Annotated in this window: 17 protein-coding genes; 7 read left to right on the top strand and 10 right to left on the bottom strand. The window is 58.8% G+C overall.

Features of this window, described 5'->3' with window-relative positions:
* Nucleotides 1–129 precede the first annotated feature (129 nt).
* Nucleotides 130–1,395, top strand: a complete 1,266-nt coding sequence (locus FN828_RS01415) for a glycosyltransferase family 4 protein (RefSeq protein WP_142491591.1) — start codon at nucleotides 130–132, stop codon at nucleotides 1,393–1,395.
* 87 nt (nucleotides 1,396–1,482) lie between these two features.
* On the opposite strand, the gene FN828_RS01410 is transcribed toward FN828_RS01415, so the two are convergent.
* Nucleotides 1,483–1,965 carry a DUF3576 domain-containing protein gene (locus FN828_RS01410; RefSeq protein ID WP_142491590.1) on the bottom strand — a complete coding sequence of 161 codons (483 nt, stop codon included), beginning with the start codon at nucleotides 1,963–1,965 and terminating at the stop codon, nucleotides 1,483–1,485.
* A gap of 263 nt (nucleotides 1,966–2,228) precedes the next feature.
* On the opposite strand from FN828_RS01410, the gene FN828_RS01405 reads away from it, so the two are divergent.
* Both FN828_RS01405 and FN828_RS01400 read left to right on the top strand, forming a co-directional pair.
* On the top strand, nucleotides 2,229–3,098 hold the full coding sequence (locus FN828_RS01405) for a porin (RefSeq protein ID WP_142491589.1): 870 nt from the start codon (nucleotides 2,229–2,231) through the stop codon (nucleotides 3,096–3,098).
* Between the two features lie 127 nt (nucleotides 3,099–3,225).
* Nucleotides 3,226–3,879, top strand: a complete 654-nt coding sequence (locus FN828_RS01400) for a YggS family pyridoxal phosphate-dependent enzyme (RefSeq protein ID WP_142491588.1) — start codon at nucleotides 3,226–3,228, stop codon at nucleotides 3,877–3,879.
* 66 nt (nucleotides 3,880–3,945) lie between these two features.
* Here the strand turns inward: FN828_RS01400 and FN828_RS01395 are convergent, their stop codons facing one another.
* From FN828_RS01395 to FN828_RS01385, 3 genes are read right to left on the bottom strand one after another with little or no spacing between them, the layout of a single operon-like run.
* Entirely contained in the window at nucleotides 3,946–5,058 is a 1,113-nt protein-coding gene (locus FN828_RS01395) for a CaiB/BaiF CoA transferase family protein (protein ID WP_142491587.1), read from the bottom strand.
* The gene (locus FN828_RS01390) at nucleotides 5,055–5,711 is read right to left on the bottom strand and encodes a DsbA family protein (protein ID WP_142491586.1); all 657 of its coding nucleotides are present in this window, start codon (nucleotides 5,709–5,711) and stop codon (nucleotides 5,055–5,057) included. The genes FN828_RS01395 and FN828_RS01390 overlap by 4 nt, the downstream gene beginning before the upstream one ends.
* Before the next feature lie 2 nt (nucleotides 5,712–5,713).
* Nucleotides 5,714–6,235, bottom strand: coding sequence for a DUF721 domain-containing protein (locus FN828_RS01385; protein ID WP_142491585.1), 522 nt, complete (start codon nucleotides 6,233–6,235; stop codon nucleotides 5,714–5,716).
* Between the two features lie 91 nt (nucleotides 6,236–6,326).
* On the opposite strand from FN828_RS01385, the gene mutY reads away from it, so the two are divergent.
* Both mutY and FN828_RS01375 read left to right on the top strand, forming a co-directional pair.
* The gene (mutY, locus tag FN828_RS01380; protein WP_142491584.1) at nucleotides 6,327–7,385 is read left to right on the top strand and encodes an A/G-specific adenine glycosylase; all 1,059 of its coding nucleotides are present in this window, start codon (nucleotides 6,327–6,329) and stop codon (nucleotides 7,383–7,385) included.
* Between the two features lie 27 nt (nucleotides 7,386–7,412).
* Nucleotides 7,413–8,546, top strand: coding sequence for an alkane 1-monooxygenase (locus FN828_RS01375; protein WP_142491583.1), 1,134 nt, complete (start codon nucleotides 7,413–7,415; stop codon nucleotides 8,544–8,546).
* Here FN828_RS01375 and FN828_RS01370 read toward each other — a convergent pair.
* The 4 genes from FN828_RS01370 to FN828_RS01355 all read right to left on the bottom strand — a co-directional run bounded on the left by FN828_RS01370 (nucleotide 8,494) and on the right by FN828_RS01355 (nucleotide 11,377).
* Nucleotides 8,494–8,787, bottom strand: coding sequence for a DUF6525 family protein (locus FN828_RS01370; protein ID WP_142491582.1), 294 nt, complete (start codon nucleotides 8,785–8,787; stop codon nucleotides 8,494–8,496). The genes FN828_RS01375 and FN828_RS01370 overlap by 53 nt on opposite strands.
* A gap of 164 nt (nucleotides 8,788–8,951) precedes the next feature.
* Nucleotides 8,952–10,055: a site-specific DNA-methyltransferase gene (locus FN828_RS01365; RefSeq protein WP_142491581.1), complete on the bottom strand. Its 1,104-nt coding sequence runs from the start codon at nucleotides 10,053–10,055 to the stop codon at nucleotides 8,952–8,954.
* Between the two features lie 106 nt (nucleotides 10,056–10,161).
* A complete protein-coding gene (locus FN828_RS01360; RefSeq protein ID WP_142491580.1) occupies nucleotides 10,162–10,779 on the bottom strand; it encodes a ribonuclease HII in 618 nt (205 codons plus the stop codon).
* A 40-nt stretch (nucleotides 10,780–10,819) separates the two neighbouring features.
* The gene (locus FN828_RS01355; protein WP_142491579.1) at nucleotides 10,820–11,377 is read right to left on the bottom strand and encodes a hypothetical protein; all 558 of its coding nucleotides are present in this window, start codon (nucleotides 11,375–11,377) and stop codon (nucleotides 10,820–10,822) included.
* 185 nt (nucleotides 11,378–11,562) lie between these two features.
* Between FN828_RS01355 and FN828_RS01350 the strand changes: the two genes are divergently transcribed.
* On the top strand, nucleotides 11,563–11,856 hold the full coding sequence (locus FN828_RS01350; protein WP_142491578.1) for a hypothetical protein: 294 nt from the start codon (nucleotides 11,563–11,565) through the stop codon (nucleotides 11,854–11,856).
* 1 nt (nucleotide 11,857) lies between these two features.
* Complete coding sequence (locus FN828_RS01345; RefSeq protein ID WP_142491769.1) at nucleotides 11,858–12,532, top strand: winged helix-turn-helix domain-containing protein; 675 nt, start codon at nucleotides 11,858–11,860, stop codon at nucleotides 12,530–12,532.
* Nucleotides 12,533–12,621: 89 nt separating this feature from the next.
* Here the strand turns inward: FN828_RS01345 and FN828_RS01340 are convergent, their stop codons facing one another.
* Complete coding sequence (locus FN828_RS01340) at nucleotides 12,622–13,818, bottom strand: winged helix-turn-helix domain-containing protein (RefSeq protein WP_142491577.1); 1,197 nt, start codon at nucleotides 13,816–13,818, stop codon at nucleotides 12,622–12,624.
* Nucleotides 13,818–14,843, bottom strand: a complete 1,026-nt coding sequence (locus FN828_RS01335) for a LacI family DNA-binding transcriptional regulator (RefSeq protein WP_142491576.1) — start codon at nucleotides 14,841–14,843, stop codon at nucleotides 13,818–13,820. Before FN828_RS01335 ends, FN828_RS01340 begins: the two co-directional genes overlap by 1 nt.
* Between the last annotated feature and the right edge of the window lie 28 nt (nucleotides 14,844–14,871).

Here is a 14,871-nt window from a genome sequence, read left to right as displayed (position 1 = left end):
GCATCAGTTCAACATCGGAACGGGTGATAGGCCCGCAAAGGCCCGTGGTCTAGGGGGAAGTCATGAAATCCGGCCCTGTTCAATGCGAAAAGCCGGGGTATAACGGGAAAAACACAGGCAGATTTGAACATGAAAATCCTCTTTATCCATCAGAATTTCCCCGGACAGTATAAACATCTGGCCCCAACGCTGGCTGCGCAGGGGCATCAATGCGTGGCGCTGACATTGCGGGTTAAGGAACCGACCACATGGAAAGGCGTGCGCGTGATTCCCTATGGCATCCAGCGCAAACAGGGGCAGGGGGTCCATCCGTGGGTGCAGGATTTCGACACCAAGGTGATCCGCGCCGAAGCCTGCCATGTCGCTGCCTGCGCCCTGCGTGACCGGGGATTCACCCCTGATATTATCGTGGGGCATCACGGTTGGGGCGAAACCATGTTCCTGCGCGATGTCTGGCCGACCGCCCGGATTGGCCTGTATTGTGAATTGTATCACCTGTCCGGCGCAGACCACACCGGATTTGACCCCGAATTTCAGTCCAAAACCGGCGAGGCTGAAAAACTGCGCATTCGGTTGAAGAACCTGAATAACCTAGTGCATTTCGATGTGGCGGATATGGGCATCAGCCCCACCCAGTTTCAGGCCAGCACCTTTCCGGATGAGTGGCGGCAGAAAATCAGCGTCATTCACGATGGAATCGACACCGATCACCTGATCCGCAATCCCGCCGCGCAATTGACCCTGCCGGATGGGTCCACCCTGACCCGCGAGGATGAGGTGATTACCTTCGTCAATCGTAACCTTGAACCCTATCGCGGGTATCACATCTTTATGCGGGCGCTGCCACGGCTGCTAAAGGAACGTCCCAACGCCAAGGTGCTGATCGTCGGCGGGGACGAGGTGTCCTATGGTGCCCGCCCCCCCAAGACCAAGGGCCAAAGCTGGAAACAAATATTCATCGACGAAGTGCGCGGTCGTATCCCCACACCGTCATGGGACCGGGTGCATTTTCTGGGGCGTATTCCCTATGATCAATTCGTGTCGCTGCTTCAGGTCAGCCGCGTTCACGTCTACCTGACCTATCCCTTTGTCCTAAGCTGGTCCTTGTTCGAGGCAATGAGTGCCCAAGCCGCCATCGTTGCCAGTTCCACCGCCCCCGTGGTCGAAGCCATTCGCCACGATGAAACCGGGCGGCTGGTCGATTTCTTTGATGGGGATGCGCTGGTGTCCGAGGTTTGCGATCTGCTGGACGATGCCGATGCACGGGAACGTCTGGGAATCGCGGCGCGGGAATACGTGCGGGGCAATTATGATCTGCAAACGGTCTGTCTGCCCCGGCAACTGGATTGGATTCAGCGCCTGCACGACACCACGCCGGGGCGCGTCCACGACTGATCCTAAGGGGGCATTGCAAAAAGCCCCCCAAACGCCGGGCGCTTGGGGGTCTTTGAAATCTGGTCTTGGACTGGCTTTTGCCGGACCTCAGAATTTCTTGTCTGCGATTCTAAGTTCCCGCGCCCGCGACAGGATTGCATCCTCGACTGCGCGCTGGGTGCTGGCGCTGATGGGGCGACCGCCCCGCGTTTGCATGGCCACAACCAGCGACCGGGCTTCCAATGCGGGGTCTTTGACATAGACCGTCGCACGATAAGCGGTGCCGCCACCCGGCGGGGTGCCATAGCCCATGACGATCACGCCTGTGAACGGATCAACGGATTCGACCGGCAGGAAATTCAGCACTTCCAGCGACGCATTCCAGATGAATCGATTCACGGCCACGTTCACATCGGAATTCTTGCGGCGGAACGCATCCCACAATGTTGTGCCTTGTGTACGCGCAACGCGTTCATCCGGCGCAAGGTTGACGAGTTCCGAATCTTCATTCGGCGCACCGCCGCCGCAACCGGCCAGTGCCGTGGCCAGTGCCAAACCGAGCGCTGTCATCTTGATATTGGTGAAGGTCATACCTGCGCACAGCTCCTTGGAATACTGCTCCTTTCCTATCCAACCGCCCGGTTCCGGGCAAGGCCTTAGTCATAGGGCCGATTCCCCGGCGCGGGTTTGGGCCGGTTTGGCGGACTGTGGCAAAGCTGCACCATCTGAGGGGACAATGTGACAGCGTATTGTTCGAATGCTTGCAAACTGCCCCTCAAAAGAGCGACACAACCGCCATACCCAATTCGGATTCCCCGTCTTGGGCGCATGATTGGAAAACCGAGGGAAAAACTATGAAAAAAGTTCTCTTCGCTACGACTGCCCTGATCGCCACCGCAGGCATGGCAGCAGCAGATATCAAACTGTCGGGCTATGGCCGTTTTGGCGCCCTGTACAACGACGTAACCGACGACACCAACTTCGTTTCGCGTCTGCGTATCCAGATCGACGTATCGGCTGAAACCCAGTCGGGCGTGAAATTCGGTGCTCGTCAGCGCATCCAGACCGAAGAAAACGGCATGGGCGCAGGCAACGGCGTTCGCTTCTACATGACCACCGGTGGCCTGACCGTTGCTGGCGGTAACATCCTGGGTGTGATCGAAGCAATGCCCGGCCTGTACCTGAACACCAAATCCGCTGGTGTTGGTCTGGAAGGCAACGGCTTTGACAGCCTGGTCACCAACACCTCGGGCGCTGGCTACTTCGGCTGGGACGCATACTCGTCGGGCGGCGTTGGCGCCACCAACGGCGTTGAAGTAATCTACTCGGCAAACGGTTTCACCGTACACGCATCGTCGTCGGATAACTCGGACGCTCTGGGTGTGTCGTACAAATTCGGTGACTACACCGTTGCAGTTGCTGGCCAAGACTCGACCATCCTGGGCGACAAAACCGTTGTCACCGTTGGCGGCAAACTGGGCGCAGCTGACTTCACTCTGGCCTATGCAGACAACGACGGCGTTGAAAAGTGGGCCATCAAAGGCGGCGCAAACGTTGGCGCAGCAACCTACGTCTACGGCTTCGTTTCGTCGGAAGATCTGGGCGAAGCATACGGTCTGGGCGTCAGCCACGACCTGGGCGGCGCTTCGATCGAAGCTGGCGTGACCCAGAACGACATCCTGGACCGCACTCTGGTGTCGGCAGGCTTCTTCTTCGCGTTCTAATCGAACCGGAAGAATTGTCTAAGGAAGAGCGGGCCTTGCGCCCGCTCTTTTCTTTTCTGCGACAGGGTGTTTTGACTGCGTTCGCAAAACATGGTTGATGGGGGCCAGACCAGAGTCAGGAGCGCCCATGTCCCTTTCCCAAATCAAAGACCGTATCGCCAAAGCCGAAACCGCCGCAGGCCGCGCGCCCGGCAGCGTCGAATTGATCGCTGTATCCAAGGTACAGCCCAACGAACGCGTACAGGCGGTTCTGGACGAAGGTCAGCGCCTGTTCGGGGAAAACAAGGTGCAGGAAGCCGCCGGAAAATGGCCGGACTTTCGTGCGCAATACGATGGGGTACAGGTTCACCTGATCGGCCCGCTGCAAACCAACAAAGCCCGTCAGGCCATGCAACTGTTCGAGGCTATTCATTCGCTGGATCGCCCGAAACTGGCGCATACGCTGGCCCGTCTGGCGCAGGAACTGGGTGCCTGCCCCGATCTGTTTGTTCAGGTCAACACAGGCGAGGAACCGCAAAAGGCCGGTATCCTGCCGACCGAAGCGGATGATTTCATTGCTGAATGTCGTGGGCTGGATTTGCCGGTGCGCGGCCTGATGTGCATCCCCCCGGTGGACGAAGAACCCAGTCTGCATTTCGCCCTGCTGAACAAGATCGCCGCCCGCAACGGGCTGGATCAGCTTTCAATGGGCATGTCGGATGATTTTGAAAAAGCCATCGCCCAAGGCGCGACGCATGTTCGCGTTGGGTCTGCCATTTTCGGCGCACGCGATTACGGCTGATTTCATCTTGCCCAAAATACTCTGGGGGGAAGGCCGCAGGCCGGGGGGCAACGCCCCCCTGACCGCTTAGTTGTCTTCACCCAGCTTGGGCGAGGGGCGGTTCAGTTTCAGTTCCGCATCGGAAAACACGATGGGCATCCGCACACCCGGCACGCCGTCCAGTTCTATGCGCATACCCCGCGCCTGAATGTGGGGGTCGGCGAATACCTCGGCCATATCGTTGATCGGCCCGGCGGGAATGCCCTGTTCCTCGCACCCGGCCAGCAGATCGGCTTTGGTCCATTTGCGGGTTTCTTCCATCAGCAGGCCAATCATCCGGTCCCGATTGGCCACACGATCCGCGTTTTTCAGGAATTCGGGTGCTTCGGTCATCCAGCCCAGCCCCAGCAGTCCGCACAAGCGTTGATATTGCGCGTCATTGCCGGTGGCGATGATGATAAACCCGTCCGCACAATCGAATACCTGATAGGGGGCCAGATTCGGGTGATAATTCCCGGTCCGCCCCGGCGGTGTTCCGGTGCTTAGGTAATTCATCGCCTGATTGGCGGTGACAGCCACGGCGCAATCCAACAGCGCCATGTCGATATGTTGGCCCGTGCCAGTGCGTTCCCGCTGATACAGCGCCGACAGAATGCCGGTGACGGAATACATGCCGGTGAAAATATCGGTGATCGCCACGCCAGCCCGTTGTGGTTGCCCGTCCGGGTCGCCGGTGATCGACATCAGCCCGGACATGCCCTGAATGATGTAATCATACCCGGCCCGGTGCGCATAGGGGCCGGTCTGCCCGAACCCGGTGATCGAGCAGTAGATCAGCCGCGGGTTGACCTGTTTCAGGCTGTCATAGTCCAGCCCATATTTTTTCAGCCCGCCCAGTTTGAAATTCTCGATCAGGATGTCGGCATCCCGCACCAGTTCGCGGATTTTTTCCTGCCCTTCGGGGGTGCGGAAATCCACGGTGATCGAATGTTTCCCACGGTTGCAGGAATGGAAATAGGCGGCGGTTTTGTCACCTTCGCGTTCGATGAAGGGCGGTCCCCATTGGCGGGTGTCATCGCCATCGGGGCTTTCGACCTTGATCACTTCGGCGCCCAGATCCGAAAGCGCCTGACCGGCCCAGGGACCGGCCAGAATGCGTGCCAGTTCAACGACTTTCAGTCCTTCCAGCGGTGCGCTCATGCTTCGTCCAGCGCTTTGTCCAGCAGGGCTTTCAGGTCGTCATAGGACATGTTGGAATGTTTCACGTCATTGATGAACAGCGTCGGCGTGCTGTCAATCTCGTCTGCCTTGGCATTGTCCTGATACCATGTGTACAGCGTTTGGGCGCGTTCGCCATCGCTCAGGCAGGTGTCCAACTGGTCTTCGGTCAGGCCCGCAATACGGCCGATTTTGCGTAGGTTTTGCACGATGCCTGCCGGGTCGCCCGATCCGATCCATGCTTTTTGATCGGCATACAGCAGGTCAGAGATGCCAAAGAATTTGGCGGGGTCGCAGCGGGCCACCAAACCGGCCCACAGGCCGGGGCGGTCGAAATAGACATCGCGGTAGACGAATTTCACCTTGCCGGTTTCGACATATTCGACCTTCACCTTTTTCAGCGGGCCGTTGTGGAAGGTCGCGCAATGCGGGCAGGTGAAAGAGGCGTATTCCTTCAGCACCACCTTTGCGTCTGGTGATCCCATCACCATTTCCACGACAGACGAGGTATCCCCCGCCGCGCCTTCGGCAAATGCGGCCAGTGGCGGGAAATCATCGTTACGGCGGGTCAAGCTCCATGCGCCACCCATGACTGCGGCGGCACCAATCACGCCCAATGCGTATCTGCGGTCCATCTTCAAAACCTTTCTTCGCGTTTCGACTTGGATAAAACGTTCCGGGCCAGCGCTTCAAGCGCCTGTCTTAGCCCGCTATCCCCTACATCCTGCGCCAATCCCTGCGCTTCGGCCAAAACCTGTGGGTCCGGCGGGGGCGGTGTTTGTTTTTGGCGATAGGCGAACGTGGCTTGCCCTTCGGAAAATCCGGTGGGGGCGGTTTGCGTGATGCGGATGCGTGCAATGGCGTTATAGCCATACACGCCGTTCACCTTTTCGCGGATGCGTTCCTTTTGCATTTCCAGCATCGGGGCCTGTGCGCCGGTGGTCAGCACCGTCAGCGTCGCCCCGAACCCGCCTTGGCGTCCGTATTTCACATCGACGGGGCGGGCGATGGCGGCGATGTCGTCGCCCACCACCTCGGGCCAGTGGGTCAGCAACCGGGTCACGGCAAAGCCACGCGATTCCCCCGCCTTGCGGATTCGCGTTTGCAACAGGCTGGACGTGCGGGCGAACCCTTTGGTCGTGCTGTAGCGCGTGGCCATGACTTGCATCCTTCTTCTTTGCGCTATTCTAGTGACACGACAAACAGACACCAGAAGATTGCGACCTGACGGGGAATAAAGATTGCGTGACATGACACAGGCACAGGCCGCCGATTTGCTGAACTGGTATGACAGGCACGCGCGTGTGATGCCGTGGCGGGTGGGGCCGCAGGACCGTGCGCAGGGCGTGCGCCCCGACCCTTATCGCGTCTGGTTGTCCGAGGTGATGCTGCAACAGACCACTGTTGCCGCTGTGCGCGATTATTTCCACCGTTTCACCGCGCGTTGGCCCACGGTCGCGGATTTGGCCGGGGCCGATGATGCGGATGTGATGGGCGAATGGGCCGGTCTGGGGTATTACGCCCGCGCCCGGAACCTGCTGAAATGCGCCCGCGTGGTGGCGCATGATCTGGGCGGGGTGTTTCCCGATACGCGGGATGGGTTGATGGCTTTGCCGGGGATCGGGCCATATACGGCGTCTGCCATTGCCTCGATCGCGTTTAACCAGCCTGAAACCGTGGTGGATGGCAATGTGGAACGGGTCATGGCGCGGCTTTACGATGTTCACACGCCCTTGCCCCGCGCCAAGCCGGAACTGACCGCATTGGCCGCCGCGCTGACCCCGCAGAACCGGCCCGGCGATTATGCGCAGGCGGTGATGGATCTGGGGGCCACGATCTGCACCCCACGCAGCCCGGCCTGTGGCATTTGCCCTTGGCGTGATCCATGCGTTGCGCGAACCGCAGGGACCGCCGCCACCTTGCCGAAGAAAGAACCGAAAAAGCCCAAGCCCACCCGGCATGGGATCGTCTATGTGGCGCGGCGCGATGACGGGGCGTTTTTACTGGAACGCCGCCCGGACAAGGGGCTGTTGGGGGGAATGCTGGGCTGGCCCGGATCGGATTGGAACGACGCTCCGCAGCCCGCCCCACCGCTGGATGCTGATTGGCGGGAACTTCCGGCGCAGGCGTTGCATACCTTTACCCATTTCCATTTGCGTCTGACCGTGATGATTGCCACCGTTGGCGCACAGGCCCAGCCACAACAGGGCGCATTCCTGCCCCACGCGACATTTCGCCCGTCCGATTTGCCAACGGTGATGCGAAAGGCGTTTGACCTTGCCCGGCCCGAGTTCGACAATACCCCGTGAACGCGCTCAGATAACCGGAACCTTCTTATGTCTGTTGTCCCTATCGCCTCGTTCCGCCGCGCTGCGCCATTCTGGATGTCATTGGGGCTGGTGCCTTTGGCGTGGATTGGTGCGATTTATGGCGGCTGGACGGTGCTGTTGCTGCCGTTGACGGGCTGGTGGATTTTCACCGGGCTGGATGCGGCGCTGGGGTTGAACCTTGAAAACCCGGACCCACAAACGGATGATGCACAGCTTTTTTGGTATCGTCTGATTACGATGATCTGGTTTCCGGTGCAGGCGATAACCCTGTTCGGGCTGATCTGGTATGTGACCCATACCGAGCATCTGGGGACGCTGGAACTGATTGCGCTGTTTTTTGGGGTGGGGGTGCTGACGGGCACCATTGGCATCGTTTACAGCCATGAATTGCTGCACCAAAAAAACAAGCTAGAACGCTGGTTGGGGGATTTGCTGCTGGCGACGGTGCTGTATTCGCATTTCCGCACGGAACATTTGCTGGTGCATCATCGCCATGTCGGCACGCCGCGCGATGCAGTTACGGCGCGGTATAATGAAAATTTCCACCGCTTCTTTTTCCGGGTGCTGCATGAATGTCCCCGTTCGGCGTGGAATGCCGAAAAAGCCATGCTGGCCCGCCGGGATTTGCCGGTGACAAGCCTGCGCAACCCGTTCTGGCGCTATGGCGTGCTGCAACTGTCTGCTATGGCGCTGGCGTTTCTGCTGGGCGGGTGGCTGGGATTGGGGCTGTTTGTGGTGCAGGCCTTTAGCGCGGTCTGGCAGTTGGAGCTGACCAATTATGTCGAACATTACGGGCTGACCCGTGAACATTTGGGGGATGGCAAATACGAACATGTCAAACCCCATCACAGTTGGAATGCCTCGCATACTGCAACGAATTGGCTGCTGATCAATTTGCAACGCCATTCAGACCACCATTACAAACCTGACCGGCGGTTTCCCCTGCTGCAAACCTATGGGCAGGATCAGGCCCCGCAATTGCCCTTTGGCTATCCGTTGATGGCGGCGATTGCGACGATCCCGCCGTTGTGGCGGCGGCGGATGAACCCGCGTGTGCGGGAATGGCGGCGGCATTATTATCCGCAGGTCACGGATTGGCAGCCCTATACGCGGGGTACGAATCCGCTGCCCCGGCTGTAACGCGATCCCGCGCCAGCGTTGCTTGTTCTACGCGGTCCAGTAGGGCCAATGCCTCTTGGGGGGTGGCCCCTTTGGTCCGCGCTTTGCGCCAGACACGTAGGCAGGATGCGGGCGACCATGCCAGCGCCGCATTCGCCAACCACTGCCGCAATGGGGCGGGCAGGGCATCATAGCTACGCATCGGATCAGCCCGCCGACGGCGGGGTAGGGTGGTTTGCCCCAGATTTCGGCGCTCAGTCATGCGATCCGCTTCTGTCAGAATTGGTTATACTATAACATAACTACGCTGTGTGGCGCGTCTACCCATAAAAAAACCCCGCCAATGCACAAGGCAGGCGGGGCAGGTGTGGTGCCATGTGTCAGATCACAGGCACCGGCGGTGTTCTTGATTTTTCTTGAAACCGATCAGTTGGCCAGTTCGGCCCGGATCTTTTGGCGCAGCAGGTCAATCGGAACCATCTGGTCGCCCTGTTTATAGGCCCAGTAGGTCCAGCCATTGCAGCTGGGTGCGCCTTCCATTGCGGCGCCAACCTGATGGATGGACCCTTTTACGTCATTGCCCACCAACGTGCCGTCGGCGCGGACCTTGGCCTTGAACCGGCCATTCATGGAATACAGTTCTTCGCCCGGTCGCAACATCCCGCGTTCCACCAGTTGCCCGAACGGAATACGCGGTTCTGCCCGTTTCGAGGCGCTGACCTGCAACGCTTCGCGGTCGAATTTACGCACGCCATCCAGCCGCTTTTGCGCGACTTTACGATATGCCGCTTCGCGTTCGATCCCGATGAAATCACGGCCCAGCATCTTGGCCACGGCCCCGGTGGTGCCAGTGCCAAAGAACGGGTCCAGTACCACATCACCCGGATTGGTCGATCCGACCAGCACGCGATGCAGCAGGCTTTCGGGTTTCTGGGTCGGGTGGGCCTTGTCGCCGTTATCGTCTTTCAGACGTTCGCCACCGTTGCAGATCGGCAGTACCCAATCCGAACGCATCTGAATGCCTTCGTTCAGGGCTTTTAGCGCCTCATAATTGAACGTGTATTTCGCGCCTTCGGATTTCGAGGCCCAGATCATCGTTTCATGCGCGTTGGTGAACCGCTTGCCACGGAAATTTGGCATCGGGTTCGATTTGCGCCAGATCACATCGTTCAGAATCCAGAACCCTTGGTTCTGAAGGGACGCGCCCACCCGAAAGATGTTGTGATAGCTGCCGATCACCCAAATTGCCCCATTGGGCTTGAGCAATCGGCGCGCCGCGGCCAGCCAGTCTTGGGTAAATCTGTCATAGGCCGCGAAAGAAGAAAACTGATCCCAATGATCGTCAACCGCATCCACGCGCGAATTGTCGGGGCGATGCAATTCACCCTTCAATTGCAGGTTATAGGGCGGGTCTGCGAAAATCAGGTCGATCGAATTCTCGGGCAGACTGTTCATTATCTCGATACAGTCGCCAGCCAGAATCGTGTTCAAAGGGAGCGCCGAAGCGCCCTTGCGATTGGTCATTGTCATTCTCTGCCTCAGGTCCACGGCGCATTGTTGCGCTCTTTGGTTGCCGACAAAGATGAGTCAAACCCCGCTTCGCGTCAAATTCTTTTTTGAATCAGTGGGTTACAATTTAATCTTGATACAAGATATTGTGTACTGGTTTGAACGAACGTCTATGATGTGGGGTAACCCCCAAATTTTGAAGCGCCTCGCGGTGTTGTTTCGATGGATAACCGGCGTTTCGGTCCCATCCATATCCGGGAAACTGTTGCGCTAACTCCACCATAAGCAGATCACGGGTGATTTTGGCCGCAATAGACGCGGCGGCAATGGATAAAGACAGGGCATCGCCCTTCACCACGGCCTGCGCCGGAATCGTCATGCCATTGGGAATCATGCTACCGTCAATCAGCGCATAATCCGGCGGCGTTGGCAGCCCTTCAATGGCGCGCAGCATCGCGATATGGCTGGCACGCAAGATGTTGTGGGTGTCGATTTCTTCGACCGAGGCATGGGCGACCGATACTTCGGCGGTTTCCAGTAACGCATCCAGCAGGGCCGCACGGCGCTTTGGGGTCAGCTTCTTGGAATCGTTCAGACCTTCGGGGATATGGGCGGGATTCAGAATCACAGCCGCAGCGGTTACTGGGCCTGCCAGAGGCCCGCGCCCCACTTCATCAACGCCAGCCACGCGCAGAAAACCCTGCGCGTGAATGGACTGCTCTAGTGTAAAATCCGGTTTGCTCATGCCCTTGGTTCAACCTGAACCGGCGGAACAAGGCAAGCGGTTAGCGTCCTGCGACGCGATAGCCACGATTTTGCAGACAGCTGATCGAATAGCCTGCTTTCTTGTGGTTCTTGTCCAGCACGGTAATGCGGCATTGCTTCGGCAGTTCGCCAGAGTAGCTGTAATTCCGGTTCAGACAGCGGCCTTCCATGTAGCTGCGCTTTCCTTCCGGGGTCCAAAAGCTGTCTTTGCACTGGCTGGGCAGGACATTGCGACGGAACCGTTTGTCGGCATCGCGGGTGGCGCGGTCGTCGTGACGACGGTCGAAATAGACATTCGGTCTTTCATCCCGGCCATAGCCGTGGCGATAGCGGTCATCATGATCGCGGCTAACGCGTCCGCTGCGGTCATCGTGGCGCCCGTGCCGATCATCATAGCGGCGGTCGTCCCGGCGGCTGCGATTCTTGTCGTTGTCCAATGCGTTGCCGATGATCACCAGCGCTGTTGCGCCAGCCAGGAATTTTACCAGATCATCCCCGTCCGCCCGTGCGGGCATGGCGGAAACCGAGGTGATTGCCAGCGATGCAGCCAGAACAGAAGCGATAAATTTGCGGGACATGGTGTGTCCTCCTTTTACAAGAGTTGCGATTCTGTGGACCCGCACCATGTTGGCCGGGCGGTGTAGGATCACCCTGACCCCACCCGGCAAAGTCGCTCAATAACACCCCCTTGTTATTAGATAACGATCCGCGCAACCCCTTTTGGTTATTGAATAACGCGGGGCTTCTGCGCATTCTGAGCGGCATGAAACAGATCCTTGCCATAACGCTGTCTGCGTCCCTTCTGGCCCTTGCTGTTCCGGCTGCGGCCAGTGAAAAATGCTATGCCGATTACAAGGCCAAGCAGGATAATCCTCTGCGCCTGCATTACGGTGTGATGCAGTTGAACGGGGGGTGCGATACATCCTCGGCCCGGTCCGAGGTGGCGGCGCGCCTGTCGCGCGAAGGATGGGTTTTGCTAAATGTGCTGTCGGTTTTCGGCAAGGACGGGCTGAAAGAAAGGAAAGACAGTGCAGGACGGTATTTCCTCCGCTTCTGAGATGCGCCGATCTGGCGGGCGGATCGTGACGGTGGGAATCGTCGCCATTGTCGGTATTTTGCTGGCGGCAGCGGTTGTGCTGTTTGTCACCTTGCCAGATGCCAATGCGTTCAACGCGCGGGTGGAACGGATATTCATTGAAAACGATCTGCTGACCGGGCAGGCCGAAATCAAGCTGCTGGAAATTCTGGCCCAATCCGGCACCGCGTTTTCCGACACGCTGGCCAGCTACCGCATGGTGATTTTTGTGTTGCTGATTTTTGCAACGGCCATGTTGGTGGCGGCGCTGGTGTTTCTGGTGATGCTGGTGACGCTGAACCGCCGGATCGCGCAGATTGAACACGCCGGGATTCAGGTGTCGTCCCTGCTGATTTCACGCGATGAAAATACGGTCTATCTGAATAATATGGGGTTCAAACTGACCGCCGCGGCGATGGAAACCCTGTCCGTTCTGGCCGAAGCGCGGATGGACGAAGATGTGCTATCGGGGGCCGAGATCGAAGCGATGGTGTCTGGCCGGTCCGCTGCCGATTGCGACGAAGCTGCCGGGGCGACCCGGATCAAACGGTTGCGCGATACATTAGGCAACCAGATGATTTCCGAACTGTTGGTAAAGAACATCGCCCGCAAAGGCTATATGCTGGCGGTCGATAAGGACGTGATCAAGATGATCTGATGCGCCTGCGGCGAGCGGGAAGGGGGGCTGTCTGCCCCCCGCCTTTGCAGGCTCCCCCCGAGGATATTTTGACCAAGAAAGAACCGGGTTCAGGAGTGGTGCCAATCCGGTGCGAACTGGATGGTTGTGCAGCCCGCAAAGCGGGCAACGCGGTCCAGTTCTGCGATCAGCCGCGCTATCCGTCCCTTGCCAAAGGGGCTGGCAGGCTCGGGCCATAGCCGGGTTACGTTCAGCGTGGCATTGGCACGGTCGGTCTTCATGTCGATCCGGCCCACCAGCCTGTCGCCTTCCAGTAGGGGAAAGACGTAATAGCCATAACGGCGTTTCGCGGCGGGGACGAAAATTTCGATCCGGTAGTGAAAGCCGAACAGCCGTTCCGCTCGCGCCCGATCCCGTAGGGCCGGGTCAAACGGGCTGAGGATGCGGAGTTTACCCGGTGGGGCGGGGGCATCCTGTGCGGTTTGCAGAATGTCGGGGCGGGCAAAGGCGCGGCGCAGGCGGCCATCATGCCCTTCGATGTCTACGGGGGTCAGCGTGCCGCCGCGCAAGGCGCGGTCCACCCATGTTTTTGCCGTGGCGGGAGGGATCATATCCCAGAACGCGGCCAATTCGCCCGGTGTGGCAAAGCCTAATCTGTCCAGCGCGTTGGAACAGGCCCAGTCGATAATATCCGCATCAGGGGGCGTCAGGGCGGTTTTCGGCAGGATGCGTTCGCTCAGGTCATAGTATTTCTGAAAGGACACGCGCCGATCCACCGCCAGCCGCCCGCTGCGCCACAGATATTCCAGCGCGGTTTTGCCGGGGTGCCAATCCCACCAGCCTTCGGATTTGCGGCGTGATCCATCATCCAGATCGGCGGAACATAGCGGGCCTTCGTCCGTAACGCGGGTTATGACCTGATCCAGCAGGTGTTCAAATTCATGCTGCTGCCATCGTTTCCACTGATCACGCAGCCGGGCAGCATCATGGGTGCATTTCAGCGTCCAGTAGGGGCGAAAGGCGACAGGAATAAGGGCGGCGTCATGTGTCCAATGTTCAAACACCGTGCGATCCCGTTCCAGCAGCAATTCCAATGCGCGGGGCCGATAGCTGGGCCTGCGGGAAAACAGGATCAGGTCATGCGCCCGCGCGACGGTGTTGATGCTGTCGATTTGTACGAACCCCAACCGTTGAATAACCGAAAGAAGGTCATCCCCCCGTCCGGTCCCCGGTTCCAACCCTGACAAAAGGTGTTTTTGTAAAAACAGGCGCCGGGCCGGGGTGTTGGACAGGACGGGAACGACCATCAGCCGTCCCGCAATGTGTCACCGCGCGAAAGGGTCGGGGTCAGTTCCACGCGATCAGGTAAATCTGCATCCGGGTTGGATATGCGCGTCAGGATGATTTCCGCAGCCTTGCAGCCGATTTCAGCGCGGCAGGCATCCATCGTGGCCAGTTTGCGTGGTAAACCCTGAAGCAATTCGACGCCATTGAAGCCCGCAAGGCCGAACTGACCGGGAATATCATAGCCTTTTTCCAGCAGGTACAGCAGCCCACCGGCCCCGATCATGTCGTTGGAGTAATACAGAAAATCCAGATCAGGGGTGCGGTTGAGCAGGGCTTCGGTCATTTCGCGGCCTTTGGCCAAGGCCGATCCACCCGAATAGAAAGCCTGATCCGCGACTTCGATCCCACCTTTGGCCAAGGCTTGCGTCAGCCCCTCGAACCGCTTTCGTGCCCTGTGGTCCATCGGCATTTTGGTTCCCAAAAAGCCGATCCGTTTATATCCGGCGGCGACGATGGCCTTGCCAATCTCGCGCCCGGCCCGGCGGTGTGAAATGCCTACGCAAGTGTCCACGGGGTCGCCATCCACGTCCATGATCTCGACCACGGGGATACCCGCAGCCCGCAGCATGGCCCGCGCGGCATCGGAATGTTCCAGCCCCGCGATAATCACCCCCGATGGTCGCCACGAGAGCATCTCGTACAGCACCTTTTCTTCTTTTTCGGGATTGTAATTGGTGACGCCGACAACAGGTTGCAGGCCGGTATCTTCCAATGTGCGGCTGATGCCTGCCATCACTTCGGGAAATACCATGTTCGACATGGACGGGATGATGACCGCCACCAAATTCACCCGCTGGCTGGCCAATGCGCCTGCGATCTTATTGGGAACATAGCCCAGTTGCTTGGCTGCACGTAGCACCTTTTCCCGTGTTGCCTGACTGACATCGCTGCGATTGCGCAGCACACGGCTGACGGTCATTTCCGAAACGCCCGAGGCTTCGGAAACATCGCGCAGGGTTAAGGGGCGGTGGTCTTTGCGGCTCAAATTGCGGGTCCTGAAAAATACCAGTTCC

It is taken from the genome of Thalassovita litoralis (assembly GCF_900182725.1).
Taxonomy (GTDB): Bacteria; Pseudomonadota; Alphaproteobacteria; order Rhodobacterales; family Rhodobacteraceae; genus Thalassobius; species Thalassobius litoralis.
Note: the sequence above shows the minus strand (reverse complement) of the source record. Positions and strands in the feature narration are given on the sequence as shown.